Origin of the sequence: Kitasatospora sp. NPDC098652, from assembly GCF_044760155.1 — a bacterium.
In the GTDB taxonomy this organism is placed as follows: Bacteria; Actinomycetota; Actinomycetes; order Streptomycetales; family Streptomycetaceae; genus Kitasatospora.
On sequence record NZ_JBIWAQ010000002.1, the window covers coordinates 179,500 to 193,645 of the forward strand.

Sequence of the window (14,146 nt, forward strand, 5' to 3'; positions counted from 1 at the left end):
CCTGGCCGGGGCGTCGCGCCTCCCGTCCACAAGGCGCAACAGACGGCAACAAACGGGCGCCCCGGCTTGACTTCGTCCGACCGGCTCGGAAAAGATCCGGGGCATGGACTCCGGCACCACTCTGGTTTGCCGCCTGCACGTCGATCTGCGACGCCAGGCGAGTTCCATCTGTGCCTGTTGACCCTGTTCCACTTCGCCGGTTCCGCCCTGTGACCACTGCCAGGGCCCGCACCGCGCAGCCGTACCCGCAGTCCTGAAACCCGCCCGCCCGGCGGCACCGCACGTGCCGTGCCCGGCCGGGTGCGGGCCGCTCCGCCGGCCCGCGCCCGTCACCGCCACGTCGCAGCAGCCGCAACCACGGCCGCAACAGCCGCACCCCGCGGCGCCGCGGCCCCGCCGCCGGATCCGAGCGCCCCTCCCGACGTTCCCGCCGCACCCGAGGACGCCCCATGAGCCTGGACCTCGCAACCGAGAACCCGACCCGCAGCCCCGAGCTACCCCCAGCCACCGACCCCACCGGAGACCCCACCGCCGTCCCAGCCACCGGCCCCGCCGCAGACCCAGCCACCGGCCCCGCACGGCCCCCGCTCAGCCCGAGCACCCTGCGGACCGTGGTCCGGGAGCTGGCCGAGCGGCCCGACCAGTGGATCCACCTGGTCCGGCTCTCCACCGAGGAGCGCTGGTACCAGCGGCTGGTCGCCGAGGACGACCACGAGGTCTGGCTGATCAGCTGGCTGCCCGGCCAGTCGACCGGCTTCCACGACCACGGCGGCTCGCGCGGCGCGTTCACCGTCGCGCTCGGCGAGTTGGAGGAGCTGTCCCTCGGCGGCCCGGACCAGGGCCTGCTGATCCGCAGGGTCCCGGCCGGCACGGCCCGCGCCTTCGGCCCGGAGTACGTGCACGACGTGCGCAACACCGCCTCGGGCCCGGCCGTCACCCTGCACGCCTACTCGCCGCCGCTGAGCTCGATGGCGCACTACGACCTGCGGGCCGGCGGGCTCGTCCGCACCTCTGAGGAAGGACCGGAGCAATGGTGACCACGATCGACGACCTGGTGGAGCGGGCCCGCGAGGGCGTCCACCGCCCGCGCGCCCGGGAGGCGTACCAGGCCCAGCTGGACGGCGCGCTGCTGGTGGACATCCGTCCGGCGGCGCAGCGGGCCGCCGAGGGCGGGATCCCGGGCGCGCTGGTCATCGAGCGCAACGTGCTGGAGTGGCGGCTCGACCCCACGGGCAGTCACCGCATCCCCGAGGCCTCGGGCTACGACGTCGAGGTGATCGTGGTCTGCTCCGAGGGCTATGCCTCCAGCCTGGCCGCGGCCTCGCTGCGCGAGCTCGGGCTGCACCGGGCGACCGATCTCGACGGCGGTTTCGTCGGCTGGGCGGCGTCCGGGCTGCGGACCCGTCCGGGCGACTGAACCCTCGGGCCCGAGGTCACGAGGGGTGTTCCCGGGCGGCTGAGCCCGGGTCACCTCACCGGGCGCCGGGCCGCCGGGCCGGGAGTCACGCCGCGTGCCGGGCGGTAAATCAGGGACAGGAGATGATGCAGGTCATAGTCTGATCAGAGTTTCCGCCGGTCCGAAGCTGGGCAGCCAGGCGGGCGGAAGAACGCCCGGGCGGTGCGACCGCCGCCAACCGAACGACCCGAAAGACCGACCGACACAGGCGCCGCCTCCCCGGGGCGCCCTGACGAGGAAACACTCCGTGATCAGATTCGAGGGCGCCGGCAAGCGCCACCCAGACGGCACCATCGCGGTCGAGGGACTGGACCTGGAAGTCCCGACCGGTCGGATAACCGTCCTGGTCGGGCCCTCCGGGTGCGGCAAGACCACCCTTCTGCGCATGGTCAACCGGATGGTCGAGCCCACCTCGGGCCGGGTGCTGCTGGACGGCACCGACGTCGCCGACCTGGAACCCGCCAAGCTGCGCCGAGGCATCGGGTACGTGATCCAGCAGGCGGGGCTGTTCCCGCACCGGAAGGTGATCGACAACATCGCCACCGTCCCCTACCTGCTCGGCTGGGACCGCAAGAAGGCCCGGGCCCGGGCCGCCGAACTGCTGGAGCTGGTCGGCCTCGCCCCCGAGACCGCCAAGCGCTACCCGTTCCAGCTGTCCGGCGGCCAGCAGCAGCGGGTCGGCGTGGCCCGGGCGCTGGCCGCCGACCCGCCGGTGCTGCTGATGGACGAACCGTTCAGCGCCGTCGACCCGGTGGTGCGGGCCGGCCTCCAGGAGGAACTGCTGCGCCTGCAGTCCGAGCTGCACAAGACCGTGCTGTTCGTCACCCACGACATCGAGGAGGCCGTCCGGCTCGGCGACCAGGTCGTGGTGCTGCGCGAGCACGGCCGGATCGCCCAGCTGGCCGACCCGCACACCCTGCTGACCGCCCCCGCGGACGACGGCGTGGCCGCTTTCCTCGGCCGCGACCGGGGCCTGCGCGGCCTGGGCCTGCGGCCCGCGAAGGCCGTCGAACTCCGCCCGATCGAGGACGGACTCCGCCACGGGGGCTGGGAGTTGGCCCTGGACGACGAGCGCCGCCCGATCGGCTGGATCGACCGTGCCGCCGGGGCCACCGAACTGCGGCCGGCCGCCGGCTACCGCCCGGACACCGACACCCTGCGCGCCGCCCTGGACGCCGCCGTGCTCTCCCCCGCCGGGGTCGCGGTCGCGCTGGACGCCGCCGGCCGGGCGGTCGGCACCGCGGGCCGGGAGGCCGTCCTGGCCGCGCTCACGCCGGTCGCCCTCACCAAGGCGAACCGGGCGGCCGTGGCGCACGAGGTGGACGAGGCGGCCGTGGCGGACAAGGCGGCCGTGACGGACGAGGCGGACTTGGCGGACGAAGCGCTCCCGCAGGCCCCGACGGACGGAGCCGACGGTGGACGATGAACCGATCGTCCGCTGGTACTGGATCGGCGACCACCTCGGCTACCTCGGCAACCTGCTCGCCGACCACGCCGTGATCGCCCTGGTCCCGGTGCTCATCGGCCTGCTGCTGGCGGTTCCGCTCGGCCTGGCCTGCGCCCGCTTCCCCCGGCTCTACCAGCCGCTGTCCGCCGTCTTCAACATCGTCTACGCGCTGCCCTCACTGGCCGTCTTCGTGGTGCTGATCCCGTACACCGGGCTCGCCACCCAGGCGACCGTGATGATCCCGCTCACCTTCTACGCCCTCGCCGTCCTGCTGCCGACCACGGTGGACGGGCTGCGCGCCGTCCCGGACTCCGTCCGGCAGGCCGCCACCGCGATGGGGTACGGGCCCTGGCACCGGCTGACCGCCGTCGAACTGCCCGCCGCCGTGCCGTACCTGATCGCCGGGCTGCGGGTCGCGGCGGTGTCCAGCATCTCGCTGGCCAGCGTCGGCGCCCTGATCGGCCGCGGTGGGCTGGGCTACCTGTTCATCGACGGGTTCCAGCGGACCTTCCCGACCCCGATCGTGGCCGGGATCGTGCTGATCGCCGTCCTGGCGCTGGCCGTCGACCTGCTGCTGGTGGCCGCCCGCCGGCTGCTCGCGCCGTGGGCCGTCCGGGAGCAGGGGGCGGGCTCGTGAACTGGCTGAACTGGCTGAGCGACTTCTTCTCCGCCCCGGACCGGCGCAGCGGCCCGGACTCGATCGTGCACCGGGTCTCCGAGCACCTGCTGCTCTCCGGCGAGGCCCTGCTCTTCGCGGCGCTGCTGGCCGTCCCGCTCGGGCTGCTGATCGGCTACACCGGGCGCGGCGTCACGGTGGTCACCGCGCTGGCGGGGGCCGCCCGCGCCCTGCCCACCCTGGGCCTGGTCACGCTCGCGGTGCTGCTCGCCGGGGTCGGCGACACCGCCGTCCTGTTCCCGCTGGTCGCCCTGGCCGCGCCGCCGCTGCTGGTGGCGGCCGTCGAGGGGGTGCGCGGCACCGATCCGGACGTCCGGGACGCCGCGCGCGGGATCGGCCTGACCCACCCGCAGGTGCTGTTCCAGGTCTGCCTGCCCTCCTCCGCGCCGACCCTGCTGGCGGGCTTCCGGACCGCGACCGTCCAGGTGATCGCGACCGCCACGGTGGCCGCCTACGTCGGGCTGGGCGGCCTGGGCCGCTACGTCATCGACGGGCTGGCCACCCGGCAGTACGCGGTGACCGTGGGCGGCGCGCTGCTGGTGGTGCTGCTCGCGGTCGGTGCCCAACTGTTCTTCGCCCTGCTCGCCCGGTTCGCGCTCCCGCCCGGGGTGCGCGCCCAGCGCCGGACCCGCTGAGGCCCCTCCCTGCTTCTCTCTCCCATTCGCCCCGGAAGGACAACTGTCATCATGTCGACATTCAACGGAAGCCGCCGCGCCGTACTCCTCGGCACCCTCGCCGCCCTCGCCCTGGGCGCCACCGCCTGCGGCTCCTCGGGCAGCAGCAACCCGCTCGGCGGCGGGTCGAGCGCCTCCGCCGGTGCCACGGCCTCCGGCGGTGCCGCCTCGGGCGGCTCCGGTGGTTCCGGCGGGACCGTGGTGGTCGGCTCGGCGAACTTCCCGGAGAACGTGCTGCTCGGCTCGATCTACTCGCAGGCCCTCAAGGCCAAGGGCGTCAAGGTCCAGGAGAAGTTCAACATCGGCAGCCGCGAGGTGCTCTACGGGCAGCTGCAGAGCGGCAACCTGACCGTCCTGCCCGAGTACAACGGCGCGCTGCTCGCGTACCTGGACGCCAAGAACACCGCCGTCACCACCCCGGACGTGAACGCGGCGCTGACCAAGGCACTGCCCGCCTCGCTGGCGATCCTCGACTCCTCCCCCGCGGAGGACAAGGACTCGCTCAGCGTCACCCAGGAGACCGCCGACAAGTACAGCCTCAAGAGCATCACGGACCTCGCGGCCAAGGCCGGCGAGTTCACCATCGGTGGTCCGCCGGAGTTCAAGACCCGCCGCGAGCAGCAGTTCAAGGACGTCTACGGGCTGACCTTCAAGGAGTGGAAGCCCACCGCCGACACCACCGCGAACGCGCTCAAGGACGGCAGCATCCAGGTCGGCAACGTGTTCACCACCGACCCGAAGATCGTCCAGTACAAGCTGGTGCCGCTGAGCGACCCGAAGAACGTCTTCGGCGCGCAGAACGTCACCCCGCTGGTCAACAAGGCGGGCGTGGACGCCAACGCGACGGCGGCGCTCAACGCGGTGTCGGCCAAGCTCGACACGGCCGGGCTGACGGCGCTGATGAAGCGGGTCTCGGTCGACAAGGAGGACCCGTCGGCGGTGGCCAAGGACTGGCTGAAGAGCAACGGGCTGGGCTGACGGTCCGGCCGACCCGGCCCCACCCGACTCGGCCCGGCCCTGCCCTGCCCTGCCCTGCCCGGGAATCGGCGGGCGGCGGGCGGTGGACAGCGGGCGGCGGACAGCGGCGCGGCGGGCGGCGGCACGGAGGGGCTTCCTCCGGGGCCGTCGTTCGCCGTTTCCGCGCCCTTCCCGGCAGCCCCACCGGACCTTCCCTTCTACGCCGCGAACATGACAGTGTGGCGCCATGCGCACTCGTCTCCTCGCCGCCTCCCTCACGGCACTCGCCGCGGTGAGCCTCGCTGCCTGCTCCAGTTCCGCTTCGAGCTCGGGCTCCGGCTCGGGATCGGGCTCCGGCTCGAGCTCGGCCAAGGCCACCGTCGCGGCCGGCTCCCCCACCGCCGCCACCGCCGACGCCACGGCCTCGGCAGGCGCCCCGGCACCCGCGACGGCCGCACCGTCCGCACCCGCCGACCCGGGCTCCACACCCGGCGCGGACGGCTCGGCCCCGGCCAAGCCCGCACCGCCCGCCGACGCCGGCCTGCCCGCCAAGCCGGACGCCGACCTGACCGGCAAGGTGGTCGCCGCACTGAACGCGATCGACCCGGCGATCGTCGGCGGCAAGCCCGACCAGGTGGTGGAACAGGCCCGCAAGCAGTGCCAGGCGCTGTACCAGTACCCCAAGGACAAGGCGAAGCTGGCCCAACTGGCCGACCAGCACTTCACCTCGCCCGAGCATCCGCAGGGCTTCGGACCGGACACGGCCGCGAAGATCGACGACGCGCTGCGCGCCACCCTCTGCCCGGCGGCGCGCTGACGCCGCCCGCACCGCCCCCGAACCGCCCGGTGTCCTGAGCTCCGGGCAGCCGTGGCCGCGCCCCGCCCGCCGGGTGCGCGGCCACTGGCGCCCCCTCCCTTCGACGGCCGGGGCCGTCCGCTGACGAACTGTTAGCTCTCTTGACAGACCAGTGGTCTAGTCCAAACATAAGCATGTCGATCCGACCGGGATGCACTGTGGGGGTGTGACCACCGGCGGCTGAGGCACTGCCCTGCTCCGCTCCGCCCCCGCCCTCCTACGGCGTGCGCACCTTTCGCACCGCCGCCCGCCTCCACGCGAGGCGGCGGGCTCCGCACGCCCTCACGTCCGCATCGAACGCCCCCTGCACCCGATCCCCCGCACTCGATTCCCGGCACCCGATCCCCGGCCCCGGACGTCCGCACGGTCGACCCCACACGACCACCCGGACGTCCCGCGGCCCGTACGCCCCCCAACATCCTCCCCCACCACGCCTGTTGGAGAATCCATGCGTCTTCGCAGAACCCTCCGGGCCGCGCTGACGGCCTGCGTCACACTGGCCGCCTCGGCCGGTCTGGTCGGTACTGGGACGGGCTCCGCCCAGGCCGCCACCCCGCTCCCCAGCCGGGTCTTCGCGCCCTACTTCGAGTCCTGGACCGGCCAGAGCCCCGCCACCCTGGCCGCCCAGTCCGGCGCCAAGTACCTGACGATGGCCTTCCTCCAGGCCGCCACCAAGGGCTCCTGCACCCCGTACTGGAACGGCGACACCTCAAAGCCGGTGTCCTCCTCCACCTTCGGCGCCGACATCGCCACCATCCGCGCCAACGGCGGGGACGTGATCCCCTCCTTCGGCGGCTACACCGCCGACAACACCGGCACCGAACTGGCCGACAGCTGCACCGACGTCAACCAGATCGCGGCCGCCTACGAGAACCTGATCACCACCTACGACATCAGCCGGATCGACCTCGACATCGAGGACAACTCGCTGACCAACACGGCCGGCATCGACCGCCGGAACAAGGCGATCAAGGTCGTGCAGGACTGGGCCGCCGCCAACGGGCGCAACGTCCAGTTCTCCTACACGCTGCCGACCACCACCAGCGGGCTGGCCGACAACGGCCTCGCGGTGCTGCGCAACGCCGTCAGCAACAAGGCGCGGATCGACGTCGTCAACATGATGACCTTCGACTACTACGACAACGCCACCCACGACATGGCGGCGGACACCCAGACCTCGGCGCAGGGCCTGTACAACCAGCTGGCCCAGCTCTACCCGGCCAAGTCCCCCTCGCAGCTGTGGGGTTCGATCGGGATCACCGAGATGGTCGGCATCGACGACTTCGGCGCGGCCGAGACCTTCACGGTCGCCAACGCCACCACCGTGTACAACTGGGCGGTGTCGAAGGGCATCAACACCCTGTCCTTCTGGGCGCTCCAGCGCGACAACGGCAGCTGCCCGGGCAAGGGCGGGGACGACTCCTGCTCCGGGATCAACCAGAACACCTGGGACTTCACCCACATCTTCGCGCCCTTCACCAGCGGATCGACGGTGACCAACGACTTCTCGGTCGCGGTGAACCCGAACTCCGCCACCGTGAAGGCGGGTTCGTCGACCTCGGCGGCGATCGCGACAGCGGTCACGGCGGGCTCGGCGCAGAACGTCAACCTCTCGGTCAGCGGCGCCCCGGCCGGAGTCACCGCCACCGTCACCCCCGGCAGCGTCACCGCCGGAAACAGCGCCACCCTGAACATCGCCACCACCTCGGGCGCGGTGGCGGGCACCTACCCGCTGACCGTGACGGCCACCGCGCCCTCGGGAAGCCACACGGCGACCTACTCGCTGACCGTCACCGGCACGGCCCCGTCGACCGGCCTGGTCAACGGTGACCTGGAGACCGGCAAGGCGGCCCCCTGGACCTGCCAGAGCGGTGGCGGCATCGTGACCACGCCGGTCCACTCCGGCTCGTACGCACTGCAGGCCGCGGCCTCCGCGAGCCAGACCGGCGACTGCACCCAGAGCGTGACGCTCAAGCCCAACACCAGCTACACGCTGAGCGGTTGGGTGCAGGGCAACTACGCCTACCTGGGTGTCAGCGGTGGCGCCAACGCCAGCACCTGGACCATCTCCTCGGGCTGGACCAAGCTCTCCGTCCCCTTCACCACCGACGCCTCCGGCAGCGTCACGGTGTACCTGCACGGCTGGTACGGGCAGGGCAGCGTCTACGGGGACGACTTCTCGATCTCCTGAGCGACGGACGACAGCTGACAGCTGACAGCTGACAGCTGACAGCTGACAAGTAACAGATAACAGAAAACAGATAACAGCTGACAGATTTCAACATCTGTCAGCTGTTATCCGTTTGCCGTCATCTGTCAGGCCCGCTCGGTCGCCCCCTCCACCCCCTCCGCCACCTCCCGCAGCCGCCCCGGCCGGCACAGCGCCGCGTACGTCGCCAGCGCCAGCGCACCGCAGCCCAGCACCACCAGCGCGAGCAGGGTCGCCGACGGTCGCCCACCGAGGCTGCTCAACGGCGCGACCACCGCGCCGCACAGGAAGTTGCCCGTCCCCAGCAGCGCCGAGGCCGTCCCAGCCGCCTGCGGCTTCACCAGGCTCAGCGCCTGCGCCGCCGTGTTCGGCAGCACCACCCCGAGACTGCCCATCAGCACGAACAGCGGCGGGCAGAACCCGGTCAACCCGAAGTCCCACACCGTGGTCAGCAGCACCAGCGCCACCCCGGCCGCGACAGCCGTCCCGAGCCCGGCCAGCATCAGCGACCGCGCGGCGAAGCGCGGCGCCAGCACCCGCCCGTTCAGCTGGGTCATCACCACGATGGAGAGCGAGTTCAGCCCGAACAGCAGGCTGTAGGTCTGCGGGGACACCTGGTAGACGTGCTGGAGGACCGTCGACGACCCGCTGATGTACCCGAACAGTGCGCCGAACGCCAGCGAGCTGGTCAACGCCAGTCCCAGGAAGGGCCGGTGGCTCAGCAGCCGCGCCATCGTGCGCAGCGTCGCGCCCACCCCGCCGCCGTCCCGCGCCTGCGGCGGCAGGCTCTCGCGCAGCGCGCCGAACGCGGCCAGGGTGAGCAGCAGCCCGAGCGCCGTGAGCGCCCCGAAGGTGCCGCGCCAGGAGGTGAAGCGCATCAGCTGCGCCCCGATGATCGGGGCGAGGATCGGTGCCAGCCCGGAGATCAGCGCGATCGAGGCGAGGAAGCGCAGCATCGCCACGCCCTGGAAGCGGTCCCGGGCGACGGCCCGTCCGATGACCAGTCCGGCCGACCCGGCCGCGCCCTGGACGAAGCGGGCCGCGATCAGCACCGACAGGTTCGGCGCGAACACGCACACCACGCTGGACAAGGTGTAGACGACCAGCCCGGCGAGCAGCGGCGGACGGCGCCCGAAGCGGTCGCTGAGCGGCCCGAAGAGCAGTTGCCCGGCCGCGACCCCGATCATCGAGAAGGTGAGGGTGAGCTGGACGGCGGCCGGTTCGGCGACCAGGTCATCGGCGATCGCGGGCAGACCGGGCAGGTAGAGGTCGGTGGTGAGCGGGCCGAGCGCGGTGAGGCCGCCGAGGACGACGACGGTGGCCCGGCCGGCGGCTGCCGACCTGCCGGACGCCGGGGCTGGGACTGAGGCTGGGGCTCGAGCTGGATCTGGGGCTGGATCTGGAGCTGGATCGGTCGACGTGTCGTCGGTGGGACCGACGGTCGGGCCGGGCATGGCTCTCCTAACGGACGCGGTGACGCGGGGTTTGTTCGCGGTCCGTCCTATCCCAACACCTCGGGCGCGACGACGGCAGGGGTGCACCGGGACGGATCCGCCCACCGGCCGATCCACAGCACGCGCACGACGAAGGCCCGCCCGCACCTTGGGTTCAAGGGGTCGTCGCAACACCACCTGGTTTCAGACGGTGAGTAGATCACGTAGACGCTCGGCTGGGGTATCCCAGCCGAGCGTCTTGCGTGGGCGGCCGTTGAGCTCCTGGGCGACGTGTTCGAGGTCTTCGGGACCGTGCAGGCTCAGGTCGGTGCCTTTCGGGAAGTACTGCCGCAGCAGCCCGTTGGTGTTCTCGTTCGAGCCGCGTTGCCAGGGCGAGGCCGGGTCACAGAAGTAGACGGGCATGTCGGTGGCCATGCTGAACTGCCTGTGCCGTGCCATCTCGCTGCCCTGGTCCCAGGTGAGAGAACCGCGCAGGTGGGCGGGCAGGGTCTGGACGGTGCGCACGAGCCCGTCGCGGACGGTCTCGGCGTCGTGGGCTCCGCCCGGCAGGTGGACCAGCATGGTGTAGCGGGTGCTTCGCTCGACCAGGGTGGCGATCGCGGAGCGCCCGCCCGCGCCGAGGATCAGGTCGCCTTCCCAGTGACCGGGAACGGCTCGGTCCTCGATGTCGGCGGGGCGCTCGCTGATCATGACCATCGGATCGACGAACCGGGAAGTGCGCCGCTCGGGGTTCCGGCGGGGTTTGCGGCGGGTCCGCCCGGAGCGGACGGCTGCCTGCACTTCCCGTTTCAGGCCCCCGCGGGCCTGGAAGTACAGCGCCTGGTAGATCGTTTCCACGCTCACCCGCATGCTCTCGTCGCCGGGATGTTCCCTCCGCAGAGCGTGGCAGATCTGTTCCGGTGACCACCGCCTGCGCAGCCTGTCCGCGACGAAGCGGCGCAGTCGTCCCTCGCGCAGCAGCTTGCGGTCCTTGGGCCGGGGCCGGCGCGCTGCCGCCGCCCGGTGGGCTTGGTAGGGCCGGTAGCCCTCGCTGCCCGAGTTCGCGTCGATCTCCCGCTTGACCGTGCTCGCGGGCCGCCCCAGGGCCCGTCCGATCGCCCGCAGCGACTGACCCGCCTCGCGAAGATCGCGGATCTGTTCGCGCTCGGCCAGTGTCAGGAACCGCGGGTGGAGCTGCTTTTCCAGGGCCCTCAAGCTGACCGGTGCTGTTGTCACACCGGCCATGGTGACGGTTCCCGCCTGATAGTCGACGCGGCGCCCTCCGGGATAGGTGCGCGCATGGCGGGACTTCTTGACGCCCCGGTCCCAGTCCCTGGCCGTGCGCTCGTTCACGCCGACCTGCCGGGCTGCCACCCGGCGGGCTATACCGCCGGCCCGGAGCCGCTCGTACTCGTCCCGCCCGGAATGCCGACGCGGCGGGCCAACCGACCTCCGTCCGGCCTTCCGGGCCCAGGTGAAGGCGGTGTTCCGGTTCAGCCCCAACTCACGCGCCGCCACGGTCACGCTGCCTACGACATCCAGCCGCTCAAGGAAACGCTCCCGCAACCCGGCAAGATCACTACGCCCAACGCCCACGGTCCTCGCAACTCCCACAGATCGCAGGTGTTGCGAGGACCGTTAGAACCCAAGCACCTTCCGGTGCCCGGCGGGCCGTTCGTTCCCTGGTCAGGACGGCTGATCCGGGATCAGCGCCCGGTCAGCGCCCGATCAGCACCCTCAGTGCTTGGCGACGTGCTCGGCGCGAAGGGCCGCCTGCAGCGTCGCGCCGTCCTGCCACGCGTAGAGCTGGTTGCCGGTGAGCGTCACATTGTAGTGCCCGCAGGTGCCGGTGGCCTTGGCCGCGATGCCCTCGGGGAACCAGCCCGCCTTGAGCGAGACCGGCACCGGGTGCGGCCCCTTGCCCGGCACCCCGGTGTTGCAGCCGGCGGGCAGCCGGCCCTCGGGGAGGGTGGCCCGCAGCAGCCGGTCGTCGCCGGTGGTGGACATCAGGTACCTGACCGAGGAGGCATTGTCGGGCAGCCAGGTCGGCATCGAGCGGCGTTCGGCCTTGGCCTGCGAGCCGCTGTCGAACGCGGCCAGCTCCTGGTGGCGCCCGTCGTACCACTCGGACACCCGCGGGCCGATTGCCACCGCTGCCACGGCGACGGCCATGCCGGTGCCCGCGACTCCCAGCGCGACCTTGCTCACGATGCCCTTCATGCCTGGCTGCCCTCTCCGTGTGCGGTGCCGATGCGTCCGGTGTGTCCGGTACGTCCGATGCCTGTGCTGCCTGCTGTGCGCCTGCTGCGTGCGGCGCCCGTGCTGCGTCCGGTGCGGCCGGGACCGCCGCCGGCCCGTCCGCGACCCGTCCTGGCTGAACGGTCCGCCGTCCGGGTGTATCCATGGTGGCGCGGGCCGACCTTCCGGATCGTCACCACCAGGTCGCGATCGTGCATCCAACCCACGGGGTACCGTCTCCACCTTCAGGCGTATGTCCGTGGGGCCGGCCCCGGAGGCAGGCGGGTACCGCTCCGGCGCTCGGGCCGCCACGCCGGGCCCGGGTACGTCCCGAGCCCCGATCGAGCCTGACGCAGGCGCGGCCCCGCCGCAGCCCGGTGTGCTGCACCCGGGGCACCGGCCCGCGGGCGGGCATGGGCCGGGCGCGCGACGGACGGGGGTGGGGCGCCGGGCCAGGCGGGCGCCGGGCCAGGCGGGCGCCGGGTCAGACGGTCGCGGGGACCGGCCGGGCGACGGGGAAGGGGCGGCCGTCCAGGGTCCAGTGCGGGTCGATCGGGCGCAGCAGCGAGGCGTACACCTGGGCGGCGACGTCGGGGTGGCGGATCTCGCCGGTGGGCGGGCCGGCCGGGATGTCGTGCCCGGCGCAGGCGACCCAGGCGGTCCGCTCCTCGACGGTACGGCCGCCGTGGCCGCCGGCGTCGACGTGCCCGTGGTCGGTGACCACGATGACGGTCCACTGCTCCTGCGGGTAGTCCTCCCGGCCGCGGACGGCGTCGAGCAGCCGGCCGAGGCGCTCGTCGGCGGTGCGCATGGAGGCGCGGTACTCCTCGCCGCAGCCGAGGAAGTGGGCGGTCTCGTCCACGGCGCCCAGGTAGACGAAGGAGGCCTCGGGGTCGGCGGTGCCGAGGACGTGGACGGCCTCCCGGGTGACCTCCTCGTCGACGGCCTCCCAGGCCTCGGGGGTGTCCTCGGCAGGGGCCACGTAGGAGAGCCGGCCGGGGGCGCGGAACAGCGGGCCGCCGGACTCGTTGATCATCAGCGGGTCCCAACCGGCCGCGACGAAGGTGCGGCGGCGGTCGCCGCGGTTGAGACGGGTGGCGAAGTCGGGGAAGACGTCCAGCCGGTTGCCGCCGAGGTGGTTGCCCCAGACGCCGTGCTTGGCGGGCTCGACGCCGGTCACGATGGTGGCCCAGCACGGTCCGGACATGGTCGGGGTGGAGTCCGCGACGGTCACCGGCACCAGGAACCCGGCCTCGGCGACCTCCTGGAGGCGCGGCATCGGCACCTGGGCGAGGTAGTCGTGGCGGACTCCGTCGATCCCGACCACGAGGACGCGGGGGCGGGGCCACTGGACTGCGGACATGGTGGGGCTTCCTCTCGGTCGTGCACACCCGGCCGCGCCCGCCGAGGGCGCCGCCGACCGCGCCATGCTTCACGGTCGGCCGTACCGGTCGGCGACGGGGCGCCGAACGGCAGGTGTCCGCGAGGTGTCGGGAGCCGAAGCGGGCGTAGCGGCCGCCCGTGCGTGCCTCCCCGTCGGGCAGGAACAGCCGGTACTCGGCGGCGATGCTCACCGGCTCGCCGACCAGGACGGGGTGTCCGGGCCGATTCGCTCGCCGGTGCGGGGCAGCCGGGAACCGTCCGCGTGGACGGCGGGCGGAAAGGACCTGTCGGCGGTCGGCTTGGCGAAGGCCGGGTGGCGCGGCGTCCAGGCAGGCGAGCAGGCAGGCGAGCAGGACGGGCGCGCGCAGGGTCGTCAGCCCTCCGGCCGGAACTCGTGCACGACCTCGATCCGGCCGACGATGTGCCGGTTGAACTCCGCCAACTCCTCCGCCGGGACCCAGAGTTCGAGGATCGTCCGGCCACCGGCCCGCTGCACCGGGTAGCGGGCGAGGAAGTCCGTCTCCACCTCGAAGCGGGTGACGTAGCCGACGCCGGAGGCGGGCACGTTCCAGTCGCGGGCGATCCGGACCGCGTAGTCCTCGTTCAGCACGGGGTAGAAGATCGGCTGCTCGGGCAGCCGGGCCGGCCAGGCACGCCAGTCGGCGCCCTCGACCAGGGCCAGTTCCTGCGGGCCGGTGGGGCGCCAGAGGGTGGTGGTCGGGGGCTGCTGCCGGGCGGGCTGACTGGTCATAGCGGGACGGTAGCCGGGCCGCGAGGGGCCCGGCCACCGGTTATTCGCTGCTCATGGTGGGTGGAC

The 14,146-nt window shown here is 72.8% G+C and carries 14 protein-coding genes; 9 read left to right on the forward strand and 5 right to left on the reverse strand.

Annotation, left to right across the window (positions count from 1 at the left end; genetic code table 11):
* Positions 1-103: 103 nt before the first annotated feature.
* From ACIQWA_RS04890 to ACIQWA_RS04930, 9 genes are all read left to right on the forward strand, one after another.
* On the forward strand, positions 104-181 hold the full coding sequence (locus ACIQWA_RS04890; RefSeq protein ID WP_101948289.1) for a putative leader peptide: 78 nt from the start codon (positions 104-106) through the stop codon (positions 179-181).
* 268 nt (positions 182-449) lie between these two features.
* Complete coding sequence (locus ACIQWA_RS04895; RefSeq protein WP_402478214.1) at positions 450-1,037, forward strand: cysteine dioxygenase; 588 nt, start codon at positions 450-452, stop codon at positions 1,035-1,037.
* Positions 1,031-1,417: a rhodanese-like domain-containing protein gene (locus ACIQWA_RS04900; RefSeq protein ID WP_402478217.1), complete on the forward strand. Its 387-nt coding sequence runs from the start codon at positions 1,031-1,033 to the stop codon at positions 1,415-1,417. The genes ACIQWA_RS04895 and ACIQWA_RS04900 overlap by 7 nt, the downstream gene beginning before the upstream one ends.
* A gap of 286 nt (positions 1,418-1,703) precedes the next feature.
* Complete coding sequence (locus ACIQWA_RS04905) at positions 1,704-2,882, forward strand: ABC transporter ATP-binding protein (RefSeq protein ID WP_402478220.1); 1,179 nt, start codon at positions 1,704-1,706, stop codon at positions 2,880-2,882.
* A complete protein-coding gene (locus ACIQWA_RS04910; protein ID WP_188303439.1) occupies positions 2,872-3,540 on the forward strand; it encodes an ABC transporter permease in 669 nt (222 codons plus the stop codon). Before ACIQWA_RS04905 ends, ACIQWA_RS04910 begins: the two co-directional genes overlap by 11 nt.
* Positions 3,537-4,214: an ABC transporter permease gene (locus tag ACIQWA_RS04915; RefSeq protein WP_360229892.1), complete on the forward strand. Its 678-nt coding sequence runs from the start codon at positions 3,537-3,539 to the stop codon at positions 4,212-4,214. The genes ACIQWA_RS04910 and ACIQWA_RS04915 overlap by 4 nt, the downstream gene beginning before the upstream one ends.
* 51 nt (positions 4,215-4,265) lie before the next feature.
* On the forward strand, positions 4,266-5,231 hold the full coding sequence (locus ACIQWA_RS04920) for an ABC transporter substrate-binding protein (protein WP_402478223.1): 966 nt from the start codon (positions 4,266-4,268) through the stop codon (positions 5,229-5,231).
* A 226-nt stretch (positions 5,232-5,457) separates the two neighbouring features.
* Positions 5,458-6,027, forward strand: a complete 570-nt coding sequence (locus tag ACIQWA_RS04925) for a hypothetical protein (RefSeq protein WP_402478226.1) — start codon at positions 5,458-5,460, stop codon at positions 6,025-6,027.
* 487 nt (positions 6,028-6,514) lie between these two features.
* Entirely contained in the window at positions 6,515-8,257 is a 1,743-nt protein-coding gene (locus tag ACIQWA_RS04930; RefSeq protein WP_402478229.1) for a glycosyl hydrolase family 18 protein, read from the forward strand.
* Between the two features lie 125 nt (positions 8,258-8,382).
* Here the strand turns inward: ACIQWA_RS04930 and ACIQWA_RS04935 are convergent, their stop codons facing one another.
* From ACIQWA_RS04935 to ACIQWA_RS04955, 5 genes are all read right to left on the reverse strand, one after another.
* Complete coding sequence (locus ACIQWA_RS04935) at positions 8,383-9,729, reverse strand: multidrug effflux MFS transporter (RefSeq protein WP_402478232.1); 1,347 nt, start codon at positions 9,727-9,729, stop codon at positions 8,383-8,385.
* Positions 9,730-9,912: 183 nt separating this feature from the next.
* A complete protein-coding gene (locus ACIQWA_RS04940) occupies positions 9,913-11,094 on the reverse strand; it encodes an IS30 family transposase (protein WP_402479669.1) in 1,182 nt (393 codons plus the stop codon).
* Positions 11,095-11,445: 351 nt separating this feature from the next.
* Positions 11,446-11,928: a hypothetical protein gene (locus ACIQWA_RS04945; protein WP_402478234.1), complete on the reverse strand. Its 483-nt coding sequence runs from the start codon at positions 11,926-11,928 to the stop codon at positions 11,446-11,448.
* A 502-nt stretch (positions 11,929-12,430) separates the two neighbouring features.
* Positions 12,431-13,309: an alkaline phosphatase family protein gene (locus ACIQWA_RS04950; protein ID WP_402478236.1), complete on the reverse strand. Its 879-nt coding sequence runs from the start codon at positions 13,307-13,309 to the stop codon at positions 12,431-12,433.
* 393 nt (positions 13,310-13,702) lie between these two features.
* Complete coding sequence (locus ACIQWA_RS04955; protein WP_402478239.1) at positions 13,703-14,080, reverse strand: hypothetical protein; 378 nt, start codon at positions 14,078-14,080, stop codon at positions 13,703-13,705.
* Positions 14,081-14,146 lie beyond the last annotated feature (66 nt).